Consider the following 23,327-nt stretch of genomic DNA (forward strand, 5'->3'; position numbering starts at 1 on the left):
GCGTCAGCCCAGATCGCATGCCCGCAAGGGGAACCCTCACCGGACACCACCGCTACTTATCGAGAGGAACGACGGCACGCCTGCCGCTCTGGAACTGCTGCGCGATCGCTACGACCGCGACGACATCGCCCTGATCCTGATCGGCATGCCCGGCCTGGAGAAGCAGTTCAGCCGCTACCCCCAGTTCTACAGCCGAGTCGGCTTCGCCCACCCGTACCGGCCCCTGGGACAAGACGAACTGCTGTTCGTCCTCGAGCGACACTGGCGATCCCTCGGCAAGACCCTCGACCCCGACGACTTCACCGACGCCCAAGCCATCGCAGCCATCGCACGGATCACCCGCGGCAACTTCCGGCTCCTCGAACGCCTCTTCCCCCAGATCCAGCGGGTCCTGAAGATCAACGAACTCGACACCATCACCAACGACGTCATCGAAGCCGCACAGAGCACCCTGGTCATCGGTGTCACCTGACCCCGCCACGAAGCGACCGAGGAACCCCGCCATTCAGCAGACGAAGTCACAACCATGCGCGCGCCACCGTCGACGGCGACGAACTCGACGACCATCGTCGAGGTCGGGGCGGTGTCGACGGGGTTGCCGTCGGCATCGGCGAAGTAGTCACGCAGCTCGAGCCGGCGCGGCTCGTCGACGGCGACGACGGTCCAGCCGCCGGGGAACTCCTCCCCCTCCGGGCTGGTCATGTGGTAGCTCACCGTGCCGCCGGGGGTGAGGTCGTGCTCGGTCACAGTGGCCGGGTAGCCCTCGGGCCCCCACCACTGCTCGAGCTGGCGCGGGTCGGCCCACACCTGCCAGCGGCGCTCGACGCTGACGGGGAACTCGGTCGCCATGACGAGGGTGCGGGTGTCGAGGTCAGTGGTGACGTCGATGATGGGCATGGTGACCTCCTGGGTGTGGGTCATGCGGTGGGGGTGGTGCTGTCGTTGGCCACCAGGGCGTCGATCCCCGCGACCCGGCCGTGCCACACGGCCTCGAGCTCGGCGAGCAGGGCACCGCCGGCACGCACGGCCTCGACGTCCCCGCTCGCCAGCGACTCTCGTCCGCTGCGGCGCTTGGTGATCAGCCCCGCCCGCTCGAGCACCGCCACGTGCTTCTGCACGACGGCGAAGCTCGTCGGGTAGTCGGCGGCCAGGGCGGACACCGAGTGCTCCCCGACCATATGGTTGTACGTTGTCAACCCCTCAGGAGTCCCGCGATTCTCGGGTGACCCGGAAATCCCCGGCTTCGCAAGAGTTTGGGACTCATGCAAAGCCGGGGTTTCTCGGGTCACCCGATAAACCCCGGCGGTGGCCAGCACGGCGGTTGAGGTAGCGCTGCTCGGGGATGCTCTGGGTGCGGCTAGCCGCGAGCAGGTATGCGGCACAGGCCTCTTCGCCTCGACCGGCCCGCTCGAGCAGGTGGGCGTGGACGGCGTGGACCCGGTGCCCCCGGGCCAGTGTCGGGTCCGCGAGCAGCGGTTCGAGCGCGGCCAGACCGGCTGCCGCCCCCTGCGCCATCCCGACGGCCGCGGCGAGGTTGAGCTCGACGACCGGCGAGGGTGCGATGCGCAGGAGGATCCGGTAGAGGACGACGATCTGCTCCCAGTCAGTCTCCTGCGCGGTCGGCGCCTCGCCGTGGACCGCCGCGATCGCCGCCTGCAGCTGGAAGGGCCCGACCGCCCCGCGCACCAGCGCCTCCTCGACGATCCGCACGCCGCGCGCGATGGCGTCGTGGTCCCACAGCGCGCGGTCCTGGGCGTCGAGCGGGACGAGGTCACCGGCCGCGTCCTGGCGGGCCGCCGCCCGCGCGTGGTCCACGAGCAGCAGGGCGAGCAGGCCGGCGGTCTCGGGGTCGCGCGGCAGCGCCCGGTGGAGGCGCTCGGCCAGGCGCAGGGCCTCGCGCTGGAGGTCGACGTCGACGAGCGCGTCGCCGGCGGCGCTCGTGTGGCCGGCGGTGAAGGTGAGGTAGAGGACGTGCCGCACCGCGTGCAGGCGCGCCATCGCGTCCTCCTGCGTCGGCGGGGCGAAGGGAGCCTCGCTCGCCCTGATCGTCGCCTTGGCCCGGCTGACCCGCTGCGCCATCGTCGCCTCGGGCACGAGGAAGCAGGCCGCGATCTGCGCGGTCGTCAGGCCGGCGACGGCCCGCAAGGTCAGGGCCACCCGGGAGGCATCGGACAGGTCGGGGTGGGCGCAGAGCATCGCCATCCGCAGGGTGTCGTCATCGGCCGGCGACCCGTCGACGACGGCTCCGGGGTCGCCGAAGGCGGCTCTGCTCCCTTCGAGCAGCCGTGCGGCAGAGCGGGACTCGACCTCCTCGCGGCGCTCGCGGGCACCCTCGGAGCGCTGGGTGTCGATGAGCCGGCGGGAGGCCACCCGGACCAGCCACGCCTTGGGGTCGTCGGGCCGGCCCTCGCGCGGCCACTGCTCCGCCGCGGCGAGCAGCGCCTCCTGGACCGCGTCCTCGCAGGCCCCGAAGTCGCCGCTGCGCCGCAGCAGCGCGGCGAGGACGTCGGCGGTGTGCTCCCTCCAGACGCCCTCGGCCGAGGTCACTGTTCCTCGCCGCCGGGCCACATCGTCGGACGGATCTCGATCGTCTCGCCGGGACCCGCGAAGGCCCGACCGAGCTCCTCGGCCCGCTCCCGGTCGACGACGTCGACGAGGAAGAAGCCGGCGAACTGCTCCTTGGTCTCGGCGTAGGGCCCGTCGGTCGCGATCGGCTCGCCGTCGGCCCAGCGGTAGAGCCGCGCCGTCGCCGGGTCGCCGAGGGCCTCGCCGCCGAGGAGCTCGCCCGCCTCCTGCATCTCGGTGAGCAGCTGCTCGAAGTCGCGCTCCATCTGCTCGCGCTGCTGCGCCGGCAGCGCCTGGTGCGCGGCGACGAAGTCGCCCGTGGGATGCCCCCAGGGCTGGGGCGTGGAGTGGACGAGGATGACGAACTTCATGGTGGTGCCTCCTGCCGCCGGGGCGGCCTCGGGATGCGGCCTGCTGGCCATGACACCACGGACGTCGGAGCCGCGGGGCGCTCTTCGACATGCTCGGGGAAGGAATGGCGGCCGGGGCGCGTTCCGCCACCGATGACTGCCGATGCCGCCGCCGAGACCGCCCGCCTCATCGCCCTCGGGGTCCACGACCTCGCCGGCCTCACCGCCACCGCCTTCGCCGACCTTGTCCCCGACGCCCCGGAGGGCGACGGCGTGCTCGTGGTCTCCCCTTCGCTCGTCCCGGCGGCAGACCTCGCCCCGCTGCTGACGAAGGGGGACCAGCCCGGGTTCGTCGTGACGGACATGACCGACCTGGCCGACTTCGTGCCGCGGCCCGACGAGGTCGTGCCCGATGCACCGCTCTACTGGATCACCGACATCGAGCGCGGTGACGAGATGGCGGGCTGGTCACCCGACGAGGCGCTGCCGGCGATCCGCGAGCGCGGCCGCCACCCGCTCACGGTGAGCGAGGGCATCAGCTGGCTGCTGCAGGAGCCGGAGCGGCTCGAGCGCAACCGGTGCTTCATGACGATCGCCTCCCGCAAGCCGAAGGCCAAGGGCCTGGACGCCCGCACGCCCGCCATCTGGATCAGCAACGGCACCGGCCGCGACGGGCGTGAGCGCAAGGGCGCGCCCAAGGTCGGCTGGTGCTGGGCGGGCAACCGGCACACCTGGCTGGGCTTCGCCTCGGCGGCCGCCCGCCACTGACGGCGTGCACACAGCCCTCAGTCGGCGTGGGGAGCGACATTGGCGACGATCGCGTCGTGCAGCCACTGCGCCGTGCCGGGCTCGATCTGCTCGTAGTGCTCGGTGTGGCCGGGTCATCAGGCCGAGGTCGGTGCCGACCTGGACGAGGTCGCCTCCGGTGTCGAGGGCCAGCTCGAGTCGACGATCGGTGCAGGCGTTGAGGATGCGCAGCCGGTAGCGGGCGGCGTCGACGTCAGCCCGACCTCGCGCGCCGAGGTGCTCGTGCCGATCGAGGGCTATCGCGGTCGCTTACGTCCTGCACTGCCACAACCTCGAGCACGAGGACCGGATGATGATGGCCGACTTCTCGGTGGTGTGAGGGCCCGCGTCACACCACGGGCACCACGTCCGTGTGGGTGAAGTCGTCTCCCGTGAAGAGCACGGGCTCTCCGGTCGTGGCGGCCAGGGCATAGGCGAAGCAGTCGCCGAAGTTGAGCCCGGCCGCGTGACCTGACCCCCTGCCGTAGTCGCGGTAGGCCGCTCGCGCAGCGGCGACCTGCTGCTCGTCCACCGGCACCGCGTCGAGGCGCAGGTCGGCCACGAGTCGGTCATCTGAGGGGTTTTTGAGGTCTTCGACCTCGACGCGACCCGGCCGGACAGTGAAGGGTGGAGCACATGACACCGACGTCCACCCCCCTTCGCCGGACGACTGCGGCAGGCCGACTGCCGGGTCGAGGACCTGCGGAAGCTCCTCGAGACCCAGCCCGACCCGCAGCTGACCTTCACCGACCGCATCGAGCAGCAGGTGCCGATCTACGACGCCGCCATCCTGCGAGCGGCCATCGCCACCGAGGAGGGTTGTGCCGCAGTCGAGTTCGAGCTCGCGCACGTCCTCGCCGACGGCCCCGGCATCTTCGTCATGGCCGGCGCGCTGGCCCACCCCGTCGTCGACCGGGTCTCCGCGGCCTTCGAGGCGATCATCACCACCGAGCGTGCGAAGGGGGGCGAGGTCGGCGACCACTTCGCCGCCGGCGGCGTCAACGACCGCATCTGGAATGCGCTCGAGAAGCTCGCGGTCGACCACCCCGAGGACTTCGTCGACTACTACAGCGACGACCTCGTGGCCCTGGCCGCCCGCGCCTGGCTCGGCCCCGGCTACCAGGTGACCAGCCAGGTCAACGTCGTCAACCCCGGCGGCGTCGGGCAGACCGTGCACCGCGACTACCACCTCGGCTTCACTTCTCCCGAGGTCACCGAGCGCTACCCCGCGCACGTGCACGCTCTCTCCCCCGTGCTCACCCTCCAGGGCGCGATCGCCCACTGCGACATGCCCGTCGAGACCGGGCCGACGCTCTACCTCCCGCACTCGCAGAAGTACCCGCACGGCTACCTCGCCTACTGGCTCGACGAGTTCCAGGAGTACTTCGGCGAGCACCACGTGCAGCTGCCCCTGACGAAGGGGGATGCCGTCTTCTTCAACCCCGCCCTCTTCCACGCCGCCGGGTCCAACACGACGAGCGACGTGCGGCGGATGGCCAACCTGCTGCAGATCAGCTCGGCCTTCGGCCGCGCCATGGAGGCCGTCGACCGCGAGCGCATCGTCACCGCGATCTACCCGACGCTTCTGTCCCGCACGGCTGCTGGTGTCGGCGTCGACCACGCGGTGAGCGCGAGCGCGGAGGGCTACGCCTTCCCGACCAACCTCGACCTGGACCAGCCCGTCGACGGCATGTCGCCCCCTTCGCAGGCCGACATCGTGCGGCAGGCTCTCGCCGACGGCGCCACACCCGCCGACCTCACCACCCGACTCACCGGGCACGCCGCTGCCCGCCGCACCTCCTGAAGGAGCCCGATGCAGCAGCTGCTCACCGACAAGGTCGTCCTCGTGGCGGGAGGCACGTCCGGCGTCGGCGCCGGGATCGCCCGCGCCGCCGTCCGCGAGGGCGCGACCGTCGTCGTCTCGGGGCGCCGACCCGAGCCGGGCGACGCCCTGGCCGCCGAGCTGGGCGAGCGTGCGAGCGCCGTCACCGGCGACGTCTCCGACCCCGAGCAGGCGAAGGGGGTCGTCGCCGCCACGATCGAGCGGCACGGCCGCATCGACTGCCTCGTCAACTGCGCCGGGCTCACCGACCGCGGCTCAGTCCTCGACACGACGCCCGAGCTCTTCGACGCGCACATCGCGACCAACCTGCGCGGCCCCTTCTTCACCATGCAGGCCGCGATCGCCGACATGACCGCCCGCTCGGCGCCGGTCACGATCGTCAACATCGCGAGCATCAGCGCCCAGGGCGGCCAGCCCTACCTCGCGCCCTACGTCGCGGCCAAGGCGGGCCTGCTCGGGCTGACGAAGAACGTCGCCCACGCCCACCGCTTCGACCGGATCCGGGTCAACGCGCTCAATATCGGGTGGACGCAGACCGAGGGCGAGGACGCGACGCAGCGCCGCTTCCACGACGCCGGCGACGACTGGGTGGAGCAGGCGGGCGCCCGCCTGCCCATGGGCAGGCTCGGGCAGGTCGACGAGATCGCGGACGCGGTCGTCTTCCTGCTCTCGGACCGCAGCGGGGTCGTCACCGGCTCCGTCATCGACTGGGACCAGCAGGTCATCGGAGGGCAGGACTGAGATGCGCATCGGACTCATCGGCCTCGGGCGCATCGGCGCCTTCCACGCCGACACCCTCGCCGGGCTCGACCACGTCGACGAGCTCGTCGTCACCGACCCGGTCGCCGCGGCCGTCGAGGCCGTCACCGGCCGGATCGGCAACGCCACGGCGGTCGCCGACCCCGACGCGCTGCTCGCCTCGGGCGTCGACGGCGTCGTCATCGCGGCGGCCACCAATGCGCACGCCGACCTCATCCGCGCGGCCGTGGCGCAAGGAGTCCCGACCTTCTGCGAAAAGCCGGTCGCCGGCACGATCGCCGAGTCGCTCGCCGTCGAGGCAGCCGTCGCCGGCAGCGACGTGCCGGTCCAGATCGGGTACCCGCGCCGTTTCGACCCGGCCTTCGTCGCCGCGCGTGACGCGGTCCGATCCGGCGAGCTGGGCCGGGTGACGACCGTCCGCTCGACGACCCTAGACCCCGCCCCGCCGCCGGCGGCCTACCTCGCCGTGAGCGGGGGCATCTTCCGCGACTGCTCCGTGCACGACCTCGACGCGGTGCGCTGGGTGACCGGCCAGGAGGTCGTCGAGGTCTACGCCACCGGCGCGGTCGACCCCGACGCCCCGGCCGAGATGTACGCCGCCCACGGCGACCACTCGACGGTCTCGGCGCTGCTCACCCTCTCCGACGGCACGATCGGTGTCGTGTCCAACACCCGCACCAACGGCCGCGGCTACGACGTGCGGCTCGAGGTCCACGGCATGGCCGACGCGGTGGCCGCGGGTCTCGACGAGGGGCTCCCCCTTCGCTCGACGACGCCGGGCGCGACCTGGCCCGCGGGCCCGGCCCACGGGTTCTTCATGGACCGGCTCGCCGAGGCCTTCCGCATCGAGCTCGGCGTCTTCACCCGCGTCGCGGCCGGCGAGGTCGACAACCCGTGCACCGTCGCCGACGCCATGGGCACCGCGTGGGCGGCCGAGGCCGCGACGCTGTCGCTGGCCGAGCACCGGCCCGTGACGATCGACGAGATCCGCGCCGCCAGCGGCGCCTGAATCACCGCAGGGAGCCCTGAGTCACCGCAGGGAGCGAAGGGCGACCCCCGGGTCCGCGAGTGCCGCGGGGTCGGGGGTCGCGTGCGTCGCGATGAGCTGCTCGGCGACGCGGATGTCCTTGGCGACGACCGGGCCCCGGCCGAGCGAGGTGGCTGCGACGAGCCGCCCCCCGGCGTCGAGACCGAAGTGGATCAGCGATCCGTCCTCGCGGCGACGTACGACCTCGTCGACGGCGGTCGTCGGCAGGCCGGCGGTCTGCAGCATCTGGTCGTACTGGTCGGACCAAAACCAGGGGACGGCGACGTGCGGCTCCTGCCCACCCGTCATCGACGCGGCGACGGTGACCGCCTGGTCGTGGGCGCTGCGCCAGGACTCGACGCGCACCCGGTGACCGCTGCGGGCGTCGGGGAAGGCCGCGCAGTCCCCCGCTGCCCAGACCCGCGGGTCGCTCGTCCGCAGCTGCTCGTCGACGACGATGCCGTCCTCGACGAGCAGCCCTGCCGCAGCGGCGATCTCGGTGTGTGGGGCGGCTCCGACACCGGCGACGACCGTGTCCACGTCGAGGCTCTCGCCGGTGGAGAGACTGGCGCGCAACCCTCCCTCGTGCCGCTCCACGGCGGTGACGGTCGTGCCCGTGCGCACCTCGACCCCGTGCGCCGCGTGCAGCGCGACGACCCGCTCGGCGACGACCGGCGGGACCATCCGGGCCAGGGCACGCTCGGCGGCCTCGACGACGACGACCTCCATGCCCCGTTCGCGGGCTCCCGCCGCGATCTCCAGGCCGATGAAGCCCGCACCGATGACGAGCAGCCGCCCGCCCCTGCTCACGAGGTCACGCAGCGTGGCGGCGTCGGAGTGGGTGCGCAGGTAGTGCACGTGATCGAGGCCCAGCCGGCGCGGCCCAGCGCCGGTCGCGAGCAGCAGCCGGTCGTAGGGCACGGGCCCGTCGGTGGTCTCGACGGTCCGCGCCTCGCGGTCGATGCCGGTGACGTCCACCCCGAGACGAAGGGCGACCCCCGCCTCGGCCAGCGCCTCCGCCGTCCACGGGTGGACCAGCTCGGCGTCGTCGGCGGCCAGGGCCGCCTTGGAGAGGGGCGGGCGCTCGTAGGCGATGACGTCTTCACGGCCGAGCAGGGTGATCGCGCCGGTGAAGCCGCGCTCGCGCAGCGCCATCGCCGCCCGGGTGCCGCATTCGCCGGCACCGACGACGACGATCCGCTCCGGCCCGCGCGTGCTCTCGCTCATGACCCGACCTTCGCACAGGGTCCGACGGCGGTCACGCGCGCGCCACGCGGCGACGTCGAGGACATGTCACCGCTCGACGAGAGTGCCGTGTGCTCCGGGATCGCTCGCCGCTGGCCGGACATCCGCCCCCTTCGACCGGCTGCGCTGACAGACTGGAGCCGGACACCGACGTCACGCAGGAGGACCCCGTGAGCACCATACCGCCCGAGGACATCGACACCCAGGGCCACGCCGGCCTGCTCATCGGCTCGCAGTGGAGCCCGCCCGGCGACCCGACGTGGGTCGCGGTCATCGCGCACGGCTACGGCGAGCACATCGGGCGCTACCAGTGGGTGGCCGAGCGGCTCACCGCCGACGGCGCCGTCGTCTACGGGCACGACCACGTCGGCCACGGGCGCAGCGAGGGCGAGCGGGTGCTGATCGAGGACTTCGAGCGGGTCGTCGACGACCTGCACCTGCTCGTGCAGCGTGCCCACGTAGAGCACCCCGACCTGCCGCTCGTGCTCATCGGCCACTCGATGGGCGGCATGATCGCCGCCCGCTACACCCAGCGCCACCCCGAGACGCTCACGGCAACGGTGCTCTCCGGCCCGGTGCTCGGCTCGTGGGAGCCGACCGCCCTGGCCGACCTCGACGAGATCCCGCCGACGCCGATCGACATCACGACCCTGAGCCGCGACCCCGACGTCGGGCGTGCCTACGAGGCCGACGAGCTCGTCTGGCACGGCGACTTCACGCGGCCCACCCTCCTCGCGCTGCGCGCCTGCCTCGAGACGATCACTGCGGGTGGGCGCCTGCAGGTCCCGACGATCTGGCTGCACGGCGCCGACGACCAGCTCGTCCCGATCGACCGCTCCGACGAGGGCTGGGCACACATCGCCCCCGACGGCGCCCCGTCGAAGCGCTACCCCGGCGCCCGCCACGAGATCTTCAACGAGACCAACCGCGAAGAGGTCCTCGACGACGCCCTCGCCTTCGTGCACGAGCACATCGGCTGATCGAACTCCCGGTCGAAGGGTGGACGGGGTCGAGCCTGACGGCGTTGGTGTCACCTGGCCCCCCGGAGAGAGGCAACCGGGTGACACCAACGCTGCCGGGTGACGATAACGCTGCCAGCCAGGCCGCTCACCCGCCCTCGCTGACGCTCGGTCGGCGCGCCGCGCCGTCGTCAGTCGTTTTGCGGGAACCCGAGGTTGAGGCCCCCGTGGCTCGGGTCGAGCCAGCGCTGGGTGACCGCCTTGGTGCGGGTGAAGAAGTGCACGCCCTCGATGCCGTGGGCGTGCGTGTCGCCGAAGAGGCTGTTCTTCCACCCACCGAAGGAGTAGTAGGCCATCGGCGTGGGGATCGGCACGTTGATGCCGACCATCCCGACCTCGACCTCGTGCTGGAAGCGTCGCGCTGCCCCACCGTCGTTGGTGAAGATCGTCGTGCCGTTGCCGTAGGGGTTGTCGTTGATCAGCTGCAGGCCCTCGTCGTAGGAGCCCACCCGCACGACCGAGAGCACCGGGCCGAAGATCTCGTCCGTGTAGATCGACATCTGCGGCGTCACCCGGTCGAAGAGCGTCGGCTTGAGGAAGAAGCCCCCACCCAGGTCGCCCGCACCCTCGCGCCCGTCGATGACGAGCTCCGCGCCGGCCTCGACGCCCTCCTCGACGTAGCCGGTGACCTTGTCCAGGTGCGCCCGGGTGACGAGCGGCCCCATGTCGGAGTCGCCCATGCCGTCACCGGTGCGCAGGGTGCGGGTGCGCTCGGCGATCTTGGCGACGAGCTCGTCGGCGATCGTGTCGGTCGCGAGCACGACCGAGATCGCCATGCACCGCTCCCCCGCAGCCCCGTAGCCGGCGTTGACCGCGGCGTCGGCGGCCAGGTCGAGGTCGGCGTCGGGCAGGACGAGCATGTGGTTCTTCGCGCCGCCGAGCGCCTGGACCCGCTTGCCGGCGGCGACCCCGCGCTCGTAGACGTAGCGCGCGATCGGCGTCGACCCGACGAAGGAGACCGCCTTGACGTCGGTGTGGTCGAGCAGCGCGTCGACCGCCTCCTTGTCGCCGTGCACGACGTTGACCACGCCGTCCGGCACTCCGGCCTCACGCCACAGGTCGGCGATGAGGTTGACCGCGGTCGGGTCCTTCTCGCTCGGCTTGATGACGACGGTGTTGCCCGTCGCGACGGCGATGGGGACGAACCACAGCGGCACCATGGCCGGGAAGTTGAAGGGCGAGATGATCGCGACGACCCCGAGCGGCTGGAGGATCGAGTAGGCGTCGATGCTCGTCGAGACGTTTTCGGAGAAGCCACCCTTGAGCAGCTGCGGGATGCCGCAGGCGAACTCGACGACCTCCTGGCCGCGCGAGATCTCCCCCTTGGCGTCCTCGTAGGTCTTGCCGTGCTCGGCGGTGATCGCCTTGGCGATCTCGTCCTTCCGCTCCTCGAGCAGCTGACGGAAGGCGAAGAGCGCCCGCACGCGACGGGCGAGCGAGATGTGGCCCCACTCCTGCGCCGCCGCCTTGGCCTTGGCCACGACCTCGTCGACGGTCTCGGCGCTGGCGAGGTCGAGGGTCCCGGTGACCTCGCCGGTCGCGGGGTTGTAGACCTCGCTGGTCCGGCCGGGCTCCCCCTGCCACGACTGGTGACCGACGAGGTGGGTGATGCGACCGGGCGCGGTCGGGCTGGCGCTCATCTGTGCCCTCCTTTGGGCAACGGTGACTTTGTCCTGACATATTAACAACTGGTCGGGGTGAGCGGTACCCCCTTCATCCGGGCGAAGGGGGGTGGCTCAGGGCAGGGCGACGCCGACCGGTCGTCCGCTCGCGAGGGACTCCATCCCGGCGGAGCAGACGAGCGTCGAGAGCCAGCCGTCGCGGCTCGTGGCCCCGACGACCTCGCCACGGAGGGTGGCGTCGACCCAGGCTTGGACCTCGAGGTCGTAGGCCCGCTCGAAACGGACGCGGTAGTCGGGCGCGATCGGGCCACCCCAGCTGCCCGCGGCGCCGTCGACCCCCTGCGGACCGACGGTCGTCGTGTACATCTCGCCCCACGGTCGGCCGATGATCGCGCTGCCGTCCTCACCGACGGCCTCGACACGGACCTCGTAGCCGGTGCGGCTGCTCACGAAGACCTCGTTGGTCACCACCGCCCCGGACTCCATCCGGAAGATCGAGACCTGCGGGTCGACCACCCCGTCGAGGGCGTGCCGCGTCGGGGTCGGGCTGATGACCTGGATCGAGACGATCTCCTCGCCGAGCAGCCAGCGCGCGCAGTCGACCTCGTGCACGAGGCTGTCGCGGACGATCATCTCGGAGCGGAAGTCGGGATTGGGCACGGACAGGTTGCGGTGGGTCTGGTGGAGCAGGAGCGTGCGCCCCATCCGGCCGGAGCCGAGCAGCTCGTGCAGCCGGGTGTACTCGGGGTCGAAGCGCCGCATGAAGCCGACCTGGACGAGCGGGCGGCCGACCGCCCGCTCGGCCTCGATGACGCGCAGCGAGGAGGCGCTGTCCATCGTCAGCGGCTTTTCGCACAGCACGTGCACGCCCCGCTCGAAGCACGCGAGCAGCTGCTCCTCGTGGACCGACCCCGGCGAGGCGAGGACGACCGCATCGACCTCGGGGTCGACGATGAGGTCGAGCGGGTCGGCGTGCACCCGCACCGGGCCGCCGACCCCGCCGAGCTCGTCGGCGAGCGCCTGGGCCCGCTCGACGTCGGGGTCGGCGACCGCGGAGAGGCGGGCCTCCACGATCCGCGACGCGAGCCGCCGCGCGTGGTCGGCGCCCATCGTGCCGACCCCGACCACCCCGACGCGCAGCCCGGCGCGACGGCCCCGGCCACCCTCCGGTCCCTGAGAAGCGAGGCCGCCTGCGGCCGCAGCGTCTCGAAGGGCAGGACTCGACGTCACTGCGACGTCTCCTCCTGCACCTGCGGCTTGCCGGGCCCGGCGAGCTGCCGCACCTCCGGGTCGGCCGGGTCCACCCGCTTGCCGGGGTCCACGTCACCGAGCTCGTGCTTGAGCGCGTCGAGCTCCTGCCCGCCGGCCATCTCCGCCGTCAGCTGGTCGAGCGTCAGCTCGTCGCGGTGGGCGTCGAGGGTGAGCCGGCCGAGCTTGAGGATGAGGAAGTGGTTGCCCACGAGGTAGGCGTGGTGCGGGTTGTGGGTGATGAAGACGACTCCCAGACCGGCGTCGCGCGCCTTGGCGATGTACTTGAGCACGACGCCCGACTGCTTGACGCCCAGGGCCGCGGTCGGCTCGTCGAGGATGATGACCTTGGCCCCGAAGTAGATCGCGCGGGCGATGGCGATGCACTGCTTCTGACCACCCGACAGACCACCGACCGGCCGGTCGAGGTCGCCGATGTGGATGCCCATCTTCTGCAGCTCTTTGTCGGCGATCGACCTCATCCGGGCCGCGTCGAGGAAGGGCCCCTTGCGCAGCTCGTTGCCCATGAAGAAGTTGCGCCACACCGACATGAGCGGCGCCAGCGCGAGGTCCTGGTAGACCGTCGCGATGCCGAGCGCCTGCGCGGCACGCGGCGACGCGAGGCTGCGGCTCACCCCGTTGACCTCGAAGGTCCCCGTGGTGTGCTCGTGCAGCCCGGCCATGATCTTGATGAGCGTCGACTTGCCGGCACCGTTGTCACCGAGGACGCAGGTCACCTCGCCGGGGTAGACCTCGAGATTGACGCCCTGCAGCGCATTGACGTTGCCGTAGGACTTGCCGACGTCCTTCATGCCGACGAGGGGCTCGACGTCGGCCGCGCGCCGCGGCGTGGTCTGGGTGCTCATCGTGCGTCCGCCTTCTTCTTGACGTAGAGGTTGACGAGGGTCGCGAGCAGGAGCATCACGCCGAGGAAGGTGAAGAACCAGTCGACGTTCCAGCCCGCGTAGTTGATGCCCATGCGGGTCATGCCGAAGATCAGCGCGCCGAGGGCCGCGCCGACGACCGACCCGTAGCCACCGGTGAGCAGGCAGCCACCGACGACCGCGGCGATGATGTAGATGAACTCCTGGCCGACACCCTCGCCGGACTGCATCACCTGGTACGAAAACAGCAGGTGCATGCCGAGCATCCAGGCGCAGAAGCCGACGGTCATGAAGAGCCCGATCTTGACCCGCGTGACGGGGACACCCACGGCGCGGGCGGCGGCGGCGTCACCGCCGACGGCGAAGATCCAGTTGCCGATCCGGGTCCGCTGCAGCACGAGCGAGCCGATCACGACCATGACGAGCCAGTAGACGACGAGCGACTTGATGGTCACCGGACCGACGGAGACGCTCCATGCGAAGACCTGCTGCGCAGAGGCGTAGCCGTCCATGTCGGAGATCGTCGGCGTCGAGACGGTGCCGCCGACGAGCCGCGTCACGGCGAGGTTGGCACCCTGGAGCACGAAGAAGGTCCCGAGCGTCACGAGGAAGCTCGGCAGTCCGGTGCGCATGAGCAGCCAGCCGTTGAATGCCCCGACGAGCAGCGAGAAGAGCAGCGCCGCGAGCACCCCGACCCAGACGTTGAGCCCGAAGTTCCATGCGGTGAGGGCCGCGCAGATCCCCGATGCCGTCGCCGCGACACCGGTCGACAGGTCGAACTCGCCTCCGACCATGAGCAGCGAGACGCCGACGGCCATGACGCCGATGGCGGAGGCCTCGTAGAGGATCGTGCCGGTGTTGCCCAGGCTGCGGAAGGACGGGGCGACGGCGAGGAAGAGGGCCATGACGGCCAGGGCGCCGATGAGCGCTCCGACCTCGGGCCGGGCGAAGAGGAGGCCGGCCCTCCCCTTCGCCACGACTCGGTCGTCCGCCTCGGGTGCGGCGGTCTGTGCGGTCATCCCCGGATCAGTCCTCGAGCAGCAGGTCGACGTTCTTGTCGTCGACGAAGGCGGGCCCGGTGAAGCTCGGCTCGCCGCCGCCGACGGAGGCGCCCTTGTTGACGCGCAGCCACAGCGAGTCGACGGCCTGGTAGCCCTGGACGTAGGGCTGCTGGTCGACCGCCCACTCGATGCCGCCGCCCTTGATCTGCTTGAGCGCCTCGTCGTTGAGGTCGAAGGTCGCGACCTTGGCCTCGCTGCTGGCCTCCTTGACCGACTTCTGCGCGATGAGGGCGAAGGGGGCGCCGAGCGTCAGCACGTGCGTGATGCTCTTGTCCTGCTGCAGCTTGGCGGTGATCGTCGACTGCACGTTGGCGGTGTCGGTGCCCTTGACGTAGATCTTCTCGGACTTGTCGAAGGTCTCGGCGACGCCCTTGCAGCGGGCCTCGAGCCCGACGTGGCCCTGCTCCTGGATGACGCAGAGGGTCTTGCCCGCCTTTTCCTCGGTGAGGCGCTCGCCCGCGGCCTCGCCGGCGAGCTCGTCGTCCTGGCCGAAGAAGGACAGGGCGCCCATGTCCTTCCACTCGTTCATGCCGGCGTTGAGCGCGACGACGGGGATGTCGGCGCCGACGGCCTTCTCGACGTTGCCCTTCATCGCCTCGGGCTTGGCGAGGGTGACGGCGATGCCGTCGACCTTCTTGTCGACCGCCTGCTGGACGAGGTTGGCCTGCTGGGCACCCTCGGGGTTGGCGGTGTACTCGAGCTTGACGTTGTTCTTCTTGGCGGCGTCCTCGGCACCGGCGCGCACCTGGTCCCAGAAGGTGTCACCGGGCTCGGCGTGGGTGATGAAGGCGACGGTCATCTCGGGGGTGTCGACACCACCCGCGCTGCCTCCGCCCTCCTCGGTCTGCTTGCCCCCGGATGAGGAGCATGCGGCGAGTGCGAGCGCGGCCATGGCCGACGTCGCGGCGACGCTGACGCGTGAAAAACGGGACATGGGTTCTGCCTTTCTCATCATCCGTCGCTCCGTTGCGGCGGAAGGGTGCGGTGCCCGGGCGGGCACCTCTCTTCAGTTGTGAGTCTGGGGGCTCGCGTCGTCGACTCGCGGGATCTCCGCCGGGTCGAGATGCGAACGTTGTCGGCTCTTGTGCTGCTCGTAGGTGGCTCGCGCCTCGCGGGTGCTGTCGAGCTCGCTCACCTCGCCGACGGGCACGTCCCACCACGAGCCGGAGTCGGGCCCGAAGACCATCGGGTCGGTCTCGACGTGGATGACGACGGGCCCGCCGTCGGCCGGGGCTGCTTTGGCTTCGCGGATGGCGGCTTCGAGCCCGGCCCGGTCGTGCACCTCGATGACGTGGGCGCCGAGCGAGCGCGCGTTGGCGGCGAGGTCGACGGGCAGCCGGTCGCCGTCGAGGCGCCCCCCGTCGCCGCGGCCCCGGTAGGCCGTGCCGTACCGCTGGCTGCCGAGGGACTGGGAGAGCGACCCGATGGAGTGGAAGCCGTGGTTCTGCACGAGGACGACGATGACCTTGGTCCGCTCCTGGACCGCGGTGACGAGCTCGGTCGGCATCATGAGGTAGCCGCCGTCGCCGACCATCGCGAAGACGTCGCGGGTCGGGTCGGCCCAGCGGATGCCGAGCGAGGCCGGCACCTCGTAGCCCATGCAGGAGAAGCCGTACTCGACGTGGTAGCCGCGTCGGTCGCGGACCCGCCAGGTCTTGTGCAGGTCGCCGGGCATGGAGCCGGCGGCACACAGCACGACGTCGCGGGGGTCGGAGAGCTCGTTGACGAGCCCGAGGACCTCGCCCTGGGTGAGCAGGCCGTCGGCGAGCGCGTCGGTGATCTGCGACGAAGGGTGGTGGGCCGCCTCGACCTGCGCGTCCCAGTCGGCACACAGGTCGGCCTGCTCCTGCCGGTAGTCGTCGTCGACGGACCAGCCGTCGAGCGCGGCGGTCAGCGCGGTGATCGCCTCGCGTGCGTCGCCGACGACGGTGAGACCGGAGTGCTTCACCGCGTCGAAGGGGGTGATGTTGAGGTTGACGAAACGCACCCCGTCGGCGGCGAAGGCCGTGCGGCTGGCGGTCGTGAAGTCCTGGTATCGGGTGCCGATACCGATGACCACATCCGCTTGTGCCGCAACGGCATTGGCTGCCGTCGTGCCGGTCGACCCGACCGCTCCGAGGAGCTGCGGGTGACCGTGCAGGAGCGATCCCTTGCCAGCCTGGGTCTCCCCGACGGGGATGCCGGTCGCCTCGCACAGCGCGGCGAGCGCGTCCTCGGCGCCGGAGTAGTGGACCCCGCCGCCGGCGACGATCATCGGCCGCTCGGCGGAGCGGATGATCTCGGCGGCGGCCGCGATGCGGGGGGGCCTCGGCCGGGGGCCGGGCGACGTGGTGGGTCCGCTCGGCGAAGAGCTCGACCGGCCAGTCGTAGGCCTCGGCCTGGACGTCCTGCGGCAGCGAGATCGTCACGGCGCCGGTCTCGGCGGGGTCGGTGAGCACCCGCATCGCCGCGAGGAGGATCGCGGGCAGCTGCTCCGGGCGCCGCACCTCGTCGTAGAAGCGCGAGAGCGGGCGGAAGGCGTCGTTGACCGTGAGGTCACCGCCGTGCGGCTGCTCGAGCTCCTGGAGGAGCGGACCCGCCGCGCGGGTGGCGAAGGTCGAGCTCGGCAGGAGCAGGACCGGCAGCCGGTTGATCGTCGCGAGCGCGGCGCCGGTCAGCATGTTGGTGCTGCCGGGGCCGACCGAGGCGGTGCAGGCCCAGGTCTGCAGGCGGTCACGCTGCTTGGCGTAGGCGACCGAGGTGTGCACCATGGCCTGCTCGTTGCGGGCGAGGACGTAGGGCAGGTCGGGCCCGCCCTCACCGGCAGCGAGCTCCTCCTGGAGCAGCGCCTGCCCGACGCCCGCGACGTTGCCGTGGCCGAAGATGCCGAGCACCCCGGCGAAGAGGCGCTGCCGCTCCCCGTCCCGCTCGCTCCACTGCGCCCCGAGGAAGCGCACGAGCGCCTGCGCCACCGTGAGCCTGACCGTCGTCATCGCTGCCACCTCTCCGAACCATCGCGCCGCCCGCTCCCTGAGGAGGTCGCTCCGCGACCACCCCCACCGCTCCCTGAGGAGGGCCCCCCCGGGCCCGTCTCGAAGGGTCCCTGAGGAGGGCCCCCCCGGGCCCGTCTCGAAGGGTCTGTCCCTTCGAGACGCTCGGCCGCAGACGGCCTCGCTCCTCAGGGACCGTGGGCACCTTCGGCCGCAGACGGCCTCGCTCCTCAGGGACCGTGGGGACCTTCAGCTGCAGACGGCCTCGCTCCTCAGGGACCGTGATGGTGGCGACCCTCATCGTCCGCCTCCGATCGGCAACCGCGGGTCGACCTGGCCGCCGACCCAGCTCTCCCGGATCGCGCCGTGCGCCGGGTCGTCGCAGATGAGCCAGGCCCGCTCCGGCCCGGGGCCGGCCATGACGTTGAGGTAGTAGAGGTCGGCGTCGGGCGCGGCCATGGCGGGCCCGTGCCAGCCGTGGGGCACGAGCACGGTGTCGCCGGTGGTGACCTCGACGAGCACGTCGATGGGCCTCCCTTCGGCGCCGTAGACCTGCTGGTAGCCGACCGGCTGGCGGCCGTCCTCGCGGTCGGTGCCGCGGGTGACCGGGGCGCGCCCGGCGGCGGCATCGCCGACGGACTGCGTCTCGAAGTAGTAGATCTCCTCGAGCTCGCTCTCCTGTCCGGGGCGGTCGGTGTCGTGCTTGTGCGGCGGGTAGGAGCTCCAGCCGCCGGCCGGGGTGATGACCTCGCAGGCGAGGATCTGCTCGGCCTCCACCAGGGTGTCGGGCATGCCGAAGCCGCGGACCTCGCGGCTGCACATGCCGGCGCCCCGCAGCTCGACGGGCACCCGGTCGGCGGGCACGAGGACGACCTCACGGCCGCCGCCGGTCGAGTCCTCGACCCGGGCGCCGCACAGGGCGACCCGCGCGGGCGCGCTGCCGGGGTTGGTGATCGTCAGCTCGCTGCCCGCGGGGGCGTAGAGGGTGTCGGTCGGCCCGGCGAAGACGCTCGGCCGCCCGGTCAGGACGTGCTCTTCACCAGCCACGGCCACCGTCGCGCCGCCCATGAGCGGCACGACGACGCCCTCCTCCCCGCAGAGCGTGTGCCCGACCTGCTGCCCGGGCTCGAGGACCGCGATGCGCAGGGAGGTGTGCTGCCAGCCGTCGACGGCGTCGGTGATCTCGACGGCCCAGGGACCGCCCTTCGGCGCGAAGGGGAGGTACCACCGGTCGTTGTCTGCCCCGGTGCGCGGGGTGTGGCTCATGCGGCACCTCCGTGGACGAGGTCGGCGGCGATGTCGACGGCGGCGGCGACGTCACCGTCCGGCGGGTAGAGCAGGGCCCGGCCGACGACGAGCCCGCGGACCTGCGGGATCTGCAGGGAGCGTCCCCAGGCCGCGTAGGCGTCGCGGGGGTCGCCCTGCGGGTCACCGCCGAGCAGGAGCGACGGGAGGGTCGTGCTGTCCATGACCCGCTCGAGCTCGTCGACGACGGGCAGCTTGAGCCAGGTGTGGGCGCTGCTCGCGCCGAGGCCCGAGGCGACGGTGATCGAGTGGATCGTCGAGTCCGGGTCGAGCAGGTTGACGACCTTGCCGTCGCGGCGGGTGGACCAGAAGGGCTCGACCATCGCCATGGTCCCGTGCGCGGCGAGCTCGGTAACCGCGCGTGCGCTGGCCTCGAGGGTCGCGACGCTCGCCGGGTCGTCGAGGTCGATGCGGGTGAGCATCTTGCCGCCGTCGATGCCCCGGGCGACGATCTCGGCGGCGGTGTGGCCGGTGAAGCGGTCGTCGAGCTCGAAGGCGGAGCCCTGCAGCCCGCCGCGGTTCATCGAGCCGATCGCGACCTTGCCCTCGAGGGCGCCCATGAGCAGCAGGTCGTCGAGGACGTCGGGCGTGCCGAGCACGCCGTCGACGCCGGGTCGGGACAGCGCGGTGGCCAGGCGGCGCAGCAGGTCGGAGCGGGAAGCCATCGCCAGCCGGTCACCGCGCACCCCGAGGGCGCCGCGGGCCGGGTGGTCGGCGGCGACGAGGAGCATCCGGCCGTCACCACCGAGCAGGGGGCGGCGCTCGCGGGCGGCCCAGCCGCGGGTGATGGCACCCGGGTCGGTGGCCCGGGTCGTCGTCAGGTCGGCGACCGAGGTGCGGGCCTGCTGCGTCGTCATGCCGTCGCTCCCTTCGCCGCCCACTGCGCCAGGCCGGCCTCGACCTCGGCGGTCGTCGGCATGGCCGTGCTGCACTCCAGGCGTGAGGCGACGATCGCCCCCGCGACGTTGGCGAACTCGAGGATGCGCCGCAGCTCCCAGCCCTCGAGGAGGCCGTGGACGAGGGCGCCGCCGAAGGCATCGCCCGCTCCCAGCCCGTTGACCACCTCGACGTCGAAGGGGGGCACCTCCACCCGCTCGTCGGCGGTGGCGGCGAGCACCCCCTTCGGCCCCTGCTTGACGATCGCCAGCTCGAGGCCGCGCTCGAGGAGGGCGTCGGCGGCGCGCTGCGGGTCGGTCTCGCCGACCGCGACCTCGCACTCCTCGCGGTTGCCGACGGCGATCGTCACGTGCTCCAGAGCTCGGCCGACCTCGCGGGTCGCCTCGCTCGGGTCGGCCCAGAACATCGGCCGGTAGTCGAGGTCGAGCACCGTGTGCTCGGCGCGGCCGCGGGCGGCGAAGGCGGTGTGGTGGGCCGCGCGGGAGGGCTCGGCGCTCAGACCGGTCACCGTGGTCCAGAAGACGCGGGCGGAGCGGATCTGCTCCAGCGGCAGGTCGGCGTCGGTGAGCATGAGGTCGGGGGCCGTCGGCCACCGGTAGAAGTACAGCGGGAAGTCGTCCGGCGGGTGCACCTCGCAGAAGGTCACCGGGGTCGGTGGGCCGTCGCCGACGATGGGGGTGATGTGGTCACCGGCGACACCGAGGCGCTCGGCCTCGGCCCGCACGTACCGGCCGAAGGCGTCGGCACCGGTCTTGGTGATGAGCGCGGTCGAGCGCCCGTACCGCGCGGCGGCGACGGCGACATTGGTCGCGGAGCCACCGAGGAACTTCTCGAAGGTCCGCACCTCCTCGAGCGGCACCCCGTGGTCCAGGGGGTAGATGTCCACCCCGGTCCGGCCCATGGTGATGAGATCGTGCATCAGCCCCGCCTCCCCAGGGTGGCGAGGTGGTCGACCGAGGCCCGCACGTCGGCGACGGGGTCTGCCGCACCGGCCGGCGTCGCCGGGTCGGCCGGGTCACCGGCGAGGATCGTGTCCTGCTCGAGCACGTACCAGCCCGCGTAGCCGGCGCCTTCGAGCGAGTCGACGATCGCGGCGACGTCGACGTCGCCACGGCCGAGGGCGACGTACATGCCGGCGGCGACGGCCTCGGTGTAGGTTGCCGAGCCCTCCTGCACCTTGCGGGCCCAGGCGAGGTCGACGTCCTTGAGGTGCATGTGGGCGATCCGCTCGGGGTGTTCGCGGGCGACGCGCACGGGGTCGCCACCCCCGATGAGGAGGTGGCCGGTGTCGAGGCACAGCCCGATGCGTGAGCCGGCGAGCACGCGGTCGGTCTCCTCACCGGACTCGACCATCGTCCCGACGTGCGGGTGCAGGGTGGCCGTGAGGCCCTGTGCCGCAGCGGCATCCGAGATCCGGTCGAGGTTGGCGACCAGGGTGGCCCACCCCCCTTCGTCGAGCTCGGGACGGGCGTCGTAGCCCTCCGCACCGGTCGCGGCGGCGATGACCACGGTCGTCGCCCGGGCCGCGACGAGACCGGCCATCGCCGTCTCGACGGTCGGCAGGGGGTCGATGCTCGGGTCGTGCAGGACGACGGGGACGAACTGGCCGACCGCGGCCAGGCCGTACTGCGCGAGCGTGTCCGCCTTGGCCTGCGGGTCGTCCGGCAGGAAGCCGTCGGGGCCGAACTCGGTCGCCGCGATGCCGAGCTCACGCATCTGCGTCAGCACGGTCTGCGGCTGATGCTGCCACCCCCAGCCGAGGACCTCGCACACCCCCCACGAGATGGGGGCGGCGGCGATCCGCTCGGTGATCGGGGGGCGCACGGTCGGGTCGGTCATGGTCACAGTCCTCGGATCTCGGTCAGGGCCACCGGGCGGCGCTGGGCGCGCGAGAGCTCGCAGGCCTCCGCCACGCGGAAGGCCTCGAGCGAGTCGGCGATGGTGCACGGGCTCTCGAGGCGGCCGGCGGCCACCTCGCAGAAGGCGGTGAGCTCGGCCCGGTAGGCGGGCTGGAAGCGCTCCATGAAGGACCACACCTGCGGGCCGCGGGGGAAGTCGACGTCCGGCTCGGCGCTGACCATCGCGAGCGAGTGGTCCAGGCCGGCGGTGACCGTGCCGCGCTCGCCCATGACCTCCATGCGCACGTCGTGGCCACCGCCGTTGTACCGGGTCGTCGACATGAGGACGAGCGTGTCGTCGTCGAGGGTGAGCACGGCGGCGCCGGTGTCGACGTCGCCGGCCGCGGCGAAGAAGTCCGCGCCCTTGTTGGCCCCGACGGCGTAGACGGAGGCGATCTCGTGGCCGGTGACGAAGCGGATCGCGTCGAAGTCGTGGACCCCGCAGTCGCGGAAGATGCCGCCGGAGGTAGGGATGAACTCGGCTGGCGGCGGTGCCTGGTCGTGCGTGTTGGCGCGGATCGTGTGGACGAAGCCCAGCTCGCCGGAGGCGACGGCATCACGTGCCCGGGCGAAGCCGGCGTCGAAGCGTCGCTGGTGCCCGATGTGCACGGGGGTCTCGCTCGCGGCGTCGAGGCGGGCCAGCTCGATGATCTCGTCGAGGTCGCCGGCGACCGGCTTCTCGCAGAAGGTCGCCACGCCGGCGTCGATGCCGCGGCGGATCCACTCCGCGTGGCCGTTGGTCGCGGTCGCGACGACGAGACCGTCGATGCCGGCCTCGAGCAGTTCCTCGGGCCGGCACGTCTCGACCGCGGCGCCGGTCCCCCGGAGGCGGGCCGCGACCTCGGCCACGACGTCGGCCCGGGCGTCGGTGACGACGAGGGTCTCCACGGCCGGCAGGGCCACGAGGGTCTCGGCGTGGAAGGCGCCGATGCGGCCCAGGCCGACGAGTCCGATCCGCATCCGCGGCACGCTCCTTTGCGCGAGGGGCACGTGAGTGATGCGGGACACTCTGGCCCACTCCCTTCGCGCCTGTCAATAGTTTGTCAGGACATATTGACGTATGGCTGTCCTGCCGTCGTGCGCGTATGCTCCCCGGCATGTCAGCGCAGCAGCTCGAGGTGGTCATCGACCGCGAGTCGCCGGTGCCGCTCTACCACCAGCTCGCCGAGCAGCTGACCGCCGCCGTCGACGACGGACGCCTCCAGCCGGGCGATCCCTTCGAAAACGAGGTGGCCCTCGCGACCCGCCTCTCCCTCTCCCGGCCGACGGTGCGCCGCGCGATCCAGAAGATGGTCGACCAGGGCCTGCTCGTGCGCCGCCGCGGCCTCGGCACGCGGGTCGCCAACCGCAAGGTGCACCGCAAGGCGCGCCTGTCCTCGCTCTTCGACGACCTCGAGGCCGAAGGGAGACAGCCGCGCACCGAGATCGTCGAGCTCGAGATGGGCACCGACGAGCGGGCCGCTGCGGCGCTCGACCTCGAGCCGGGGACCGAGATGCTCTCGCTCGTGCGGGTGCGCTCGGCCGGCGACCAGCCGCTGGCGATCATGCACAACTGGCTGCCGCCGGCCCACGCGGACATCACCCGTGAGGCCCTCGAGGCCCAGGGTCTCTACGCGCTCCTGCGCCGTCGCGGGGTCCGGCCCGTCGTCGCCCGCCAGTCGATCGGCGCGCGGATGCCGACGGCCGCCGAGCGCCGCGCCCTCGGCCTGCGCTCGGGCCAGCCCGTGCTGACGATGACGCGGATGGCCTTCGACGCCTCCGGCGCCGCGGTCGAGTTCGGCGACCACGCCTACCGGGCCGAGGACTACACGATCGACCTCATGCTCGACGAGCGCTGACGCCCCCGCCC

22 protein-coding genes and 3 pseudogenes are annotated in these 23,327 nt (G+C 72.2%); 8 read left to right on the forward strand and 17 right to left on the reverse strand.

The genetic code is table 11. The features are described 5' to 3' along the window. Positions 1-79: 79 nt before the first annotated feature. Positions 80-472 (forward strand): annotated as a pseudogene (locus B277_RS16560) (TniB family NTP-binding protein); the annotation flags it as partial. A 38-nt stretch (positions 473-510) separates the two neighbouring features. On the opposite strand, the pseudogene B277_RS16565 reads toward B277_RS16560, so the two are convergent. From B277_RS16565 to B277_RS04815, 4 genes and pseudogenes are all read right to left on the reverse strand, one after another. Next, positions 511-921 (reverse strand): annotated as a pseudogene (locus B277_RS16565) (SRPBCC family protein); the annotation flags it as partial. After that, entirely contained in the window at positions 918-1,160 is a 243-nt protein-coding gene (locus tag B277_RS04805; RefSeq protein WP_337590128.1) for a helix-turn-helix domain-containing protein, read from the reverse strand. The pseudogene B277_RS16565 and the gene B277_RS04805, both read right to left, overlap by 4 nt. Positions 1,161-1,260: 100 nt before the next feature. Continuing rightward, positions 1,261-2,547 carry an RNA polymerase sigma factor gene (locus tag B277_RS04810; protein WP_007925764.1) on the reverse strand — a complete coding sequence of 429 codons (1,287 nt, stop codon included), beginning with the start codon at positions 2,545-2,547 and terminating at the stop codon, positions 1,261-1,263. Continuing rightward, positions 2,544-2,936, reverse strand: coding sequence for a YciI family protein (locus tag B277_RS04815; RefSeq protein ID WP_007925766.1), 393 nt, complete (start codon positions 2,934-2,936; stop codon positions 2,544-2,546). Before B277_RS04815 ends, B277_RS04810 begins: the two co-directional genes overlap by 4 nt. Before the next feature lie 132 nt (positions 2,937-3,068). On the opposite strand from B277_RS04815, the gene B277_RS04820 reads away from it, so the two are divergent. After that, positions 3,069-3,683 carry a DUF5701 family protein gene (locus B277_RS04820; RefSeq protein ID WP_007925767.1) on the forward strand — a complete coding sequence of 205 codons (615 nt, stop codon included), beginning with the start codon at positions 3,069-3,071 and terminating at the stop codon, positions 3,681-3,683. A 277-nt stretch (positions 3,684-3,960) separates the two neighbouring features. Then, a complete protein-coding gene (locus B277_RS20225) occupies positions 3,961-4,041 on the forward strand; it encodes a multicopper oxidase domain-containing protein (protein WP_202865229.1) in 81 nt (26 codons plus the stop codon). Positions 4,042-4,050: 9 nt separating this feature from the next. Here B277_RS20225 and B277_RS04825 read toward each other — a convergent pair whose 3' ends face one another. Next, positions 4,051-4,263 carry a type II toxin-antitoxin system VapC family toxin gene (locus B277_RS04825; protein WP_007925768.1) on the reverse strand — a complete coding sequence of 71 codons (213 nt, stop codon included), beginning with the start codon at positions 4,261-4,263 and terminating at the stop codon, positions 4,051-4,053. A 204-nt stretch (positions 4,264-4,467) separates the two neighbouring features. Between B277_RS04825 and B277_RS04830 the strand changes: the two genes are divergently transcribed. The 3 genes from B277_RS04830 to B277_RS04840 are packed head-to-tail and all read left to right on the forward strand — an operon-like array spanning position 4,468 to position 7,312. Continuing rightward, entirely contained in the window at positions 4,468-5,505 is a 1,038-nt protein-coding gene (locus tag B277_RS04830) for a phytanoyl-CoA dioxygenase family protein (protein ID WP_007925769.1), read from the forward strand. 9 nt (positions 5,506-5,514) lie between these two features. Next, entirely contained in the window at positions 5,515-6,285 is a 771-nt protein-coding gene (locus tag B277_RS04835; protein ID WP_007925770.1) for an SDR family oxidoreductase, read from the forward strand. Position 6,286: 1 nt separating this feature from the next. Continuing rightward, the gene (locus tag B277_RS04840) at positions 6,287-7,312 is read left to right on the forward strand and encodes a Gfo/Idh/MocA family protein (RefSeq protein WP_007925771.1); all 1,026 of its coding nucleotides are present in this window, start codon (positions 6,287-6,289) and stop codon (positions 7,310-7,312) included. Positions 7,313-7,333: 21 nt separating this feature from the next. Here B277_RS04840 and B277_RS04845 read toward each other — a convergent pair whose 3' ends face one another. Further along, the gene (locus B277_RS04845) at positions 7,334-8,557 is read right to left on the reverse strand and encodes an NAD(P)/FAD-dependent oxidoreductase (RefSeq protein ID WP_007925773.1); all 1,224 of its coding nucleotides are present in this window, start codon (positions 8,555-8,557) and stop codon (positions 7,334-7,336) included. Positions 8,558-8,745: 188 nt separating this feature from the next. Between B277_RS04845 and B277_RS04850 the strand changes: the two genes are divergently transcribed. Continuing rightward, complete coding sequence (locus tag B277_RS04850; RefSeq protein ID WP_007925775.1) at positions 8,746-9,555, forward strand: alpha/beta hydrolase; 810 nt, start codon at positions 8,746-8,748, stop codon at positions 9,553-9,555. A 170-nt stretch (positions 9,556-9,725) separates the two neighbouring features. Here B277_RS04850 and B277_RS04855 read toward each other — a convergent pair whose 3' ends face one another. From B277_RS04855 to B277_RS04905, 11 genes and pseudogenes are all read right to left on the reverse strand, one after another. Beyond that, positions 9,726-11,234 (reverse strand): CoA-acylating methylmalonate-semialdehyde dehydrogenase, encoded by a 1,509-nt coding sequence (locus B277_RS04855; protein WP_007925777.1) that lies wholly within the window; start codon positions 11,232-11,234, stop codon positions 9,726-9,728. Between the two features lie 96 nt (positions 11,235-11,330). After that, positions 11,331-12,344, reverse strand: a complete 1,014-nt coding sequence (locus tag B277_RS04860) for a Gfo/Idh/MocA family protein (RefSeq protein ID WP_007925778.1) — start codon at positions 12,342-12,344, stop codon at positions 11,331-11,333. 98 nt (positions 12,345-12,442) lie between these two features. After that, positions 12,443-13,330 carry an ATP-binding cassette domain-containing protein gene (locus tag B277_RS04865; protein WP_007925779.1) on the reverse strand — a complete coding sequence of 296 codons (888 nt, stop codon included), beginning with the start codon at positions 13,328-13,330 and terminating at the stop codon, positions 12,443-12,445. Beyond that, complete coding sequence (locus tag B277_RS04870) at positions 13,327-14,367, reverse strand: ABC transporter permease (RefSeq protein ID WP_007925780.1); 1,041 nt, start codon at positions 14,365-14,367, stop codon at positions 13,327-13,329. The genes B277_RS04865 and B277_RS04870 overlap by 4 nt, the downstream gene beginning before the upstream one ends. A 7-nt stretch (positions 14,368-14,374) precedes the next feature. Next, positions 14,375-15,343: a substrate-binding domain-containing protein gene (locus tag B277_RS04875; protein WP_040880840.1), complete on the reverse strand. Its 969-nt coding sequence runs from the start codon at positions 15,341-15,343 to the stop codon at positions 14,375-14,377. A 72-nt stretch (positions 15,344-15,415) separates the two neighbouring features. Continuing rightward, positions 15,416-17,381 (reverse strand): annotated as a pseudogene (gene iolD, locus B277_RS04880) (3D-(3,5/4)-trihydroxycyclohexane-1,2-dione acylhydrolase (decyclizing)). Positions 17,382-17,675: 294 nt separating this feature from the next. After that, positions 17,676-18,644, reverse strand: coding sequence for a 5-deoxy-glucuronate isomerase (gene iolB / locus B277_RS04885; protein WP_007925784.1), 969 nt, complete (start codon positions 18,642-18,644; stop codon positions 17,676-17,678). Then, positions 18,641-19,540, reverse strand: a complete 900-nt coding sequence (locus tag B277_RS04890; protein WP_040880852.1) for a Cgl0159 family (beta/alpha)8-fold protein — start codon at positions 19,538-19,540, stop codon at positions 18,641-18,643. The genes iolB and B277_RS04890 overlap by 4 nt, the downstream gene beginning before the upstream one ends. Then, a complete protein-coding gene (iolC, locus tag B277_RS04895; RefSeq protein ID WP_007925786.1) occupies positions 19,537-20,499 on the reverse strand; it encodes a 5-dehydro-2-deoxygluconokinase in 963 nt (320 codons plus the stop codon). Before iolC ends, B277_RS04890 begins: the two co-directional genes overlap by 4 nt. Beyond that, complete coding sequence (locus tag B277_RS04900; protein WP_083853643.1) at positions 20,499-21,419, reverse strand: TIM barrel protein; 921 nt, start codon at positions 21,417-21,419, stop codon at positions 20,499-20,501. The genes iolC and B277_RS04900 overlap by 1 nt, the downstream gene beginning before the upstream one ends. A gap of 2 nt (positions 21,420-21,421) precedes the next feature. Further along, on the reverse strand, positions 21,422-22,438 hold the full coding sequence (locus tag B277_RS04905) for a Gfo/Idh/MocA family protein (protein WP_007925790.1): 1,017 nt from the start codon (positions 22,436-22,438) through the stop codon (positions 21,422-21,424). Positions 22,439-22,575: 137 nt separating this feature from the next. Between B277_RS04905 and B277_RS04910 the strand changes: the two genes are divergently transcribed. Further along, positions 22,576-23,316, forward strand: a complete 741-nt coding sequence (locus tag B277_RS04910; protein ID WP_040880854.1) for a GntR family transcriptional regulator — start codon at positions 22,576-22,578, stop codon at positions 23,314-23,316. Positions 23,317-23,327: the final 11 nt, after the last annotated feature.

Source organism: Janibacter hoylei PVAS-1 (genome assembly GCF_000297495.1).
GTDB lineage: Bacteria > Actinomycetota > Actinomycetes > Actinomycetales > Dermatophilaceae > Janibacter > Janibacter hoylei.

Coding starts and splice junctions, on each gene's coding strand:
- B277_RS04815 (WP_007925766.1), bottom strand. CDS start 2,936: ATGAAGTTCGTCATCCTCGTCCACTCCACGCCCCAGCCCTGGGGGCAT.
- B277_RS04890 (WP_040880852.1), bottom strand. CDS start 19,540: ATGACGACGCAGCAGGCCCGCACCTCGGTCGCCGACCTGACGACGACC.
- B277_RS04855 (WP_007925777.1), bottom strand. CDS start 11,234: ATGAGCGCCAGCCCGACCGCGCCCGGTCGCATCACCCACCTCGTCGGT.
- B277_RS04905 (WP_007925790.1), bottom strand. CDS start 22,438: ATGCGGATCGGACTCGTCGGCCTGGGCCGCATCGGCGCCTTCCACGCC.
- iolC (WP_007925786.1), bottom strand. CDS start 20,499: ATGCACGATCTCATCACCATGGGCCGGACCGGGGTGGACATCTACCCC.
- B277_RS04820 (WP_007925767.1), top strand. CDS start 3,069: ATGACTGCCGATGCCGCCGCCGAGACCGCCCGCCTCATCGCCCTCGGG.
- B277_RS04840 (WP_007925771.1), top strand. CDS start 6,287: ATGCGCATCGGACTCATCGGCCTCGGGCGCATCGGCGCCTTCCACGCC.
- B277_RS04870 (WP_007925780.1), bottom strand. CDS start 14,367: ATGACCGCACAGACCGCCGCACCCGAGGCGGACGACCGAGTCGTGGCG.
- B277_RS04845 (WP_007925773.1), bottom strand. CDS start 8,557: ATGAGCGAGAGCACGCGCGGGCCGGAGCGGATCGTCGTCGTCGGTGCC.
- B277_RS04835 (WP_007925770.1), top strand. CDS start 5,515: ATGCAGCAGCTGCTCACCGACAAGGTCGTCCTCGTGGCGGGAGGCACG.
- B277_RS04865 (WP_007925779.1), bottom strand. CDS start 13,330: ATGAGCACCCAGACCACGCCGCGGCGCGCGGCCGACGTCGAGCCCCTC.
- B277_RS04910 (WP_040880854.1), top strand. CDS start 22,576: ATGTCAGCGCAGCAGCTCGAGGTGGTCATCGACCGCGAGTCGCCGGTG.
- B277_RS04875 (WP_040880840.1), bottom strand. CDS start 15,343: ATGTCCCGTTTTTCACGCGTCAGCGTCGCCGCGACGTCGGCCATGGCC.
- B277_RS04900 (WP_083853643.1), bottom strand. CDS start 21,419: ATGACCGACCCGACCGTGCGCCCCCCGATCACCGAGCGGATCGCCGCC.
- iolB (WP_007925784.1), bottom strand. CDS start 18,644: ATGAGCCACACCCCGCGCACCGGGGCAGACAACGACCGGTGGTACCTC.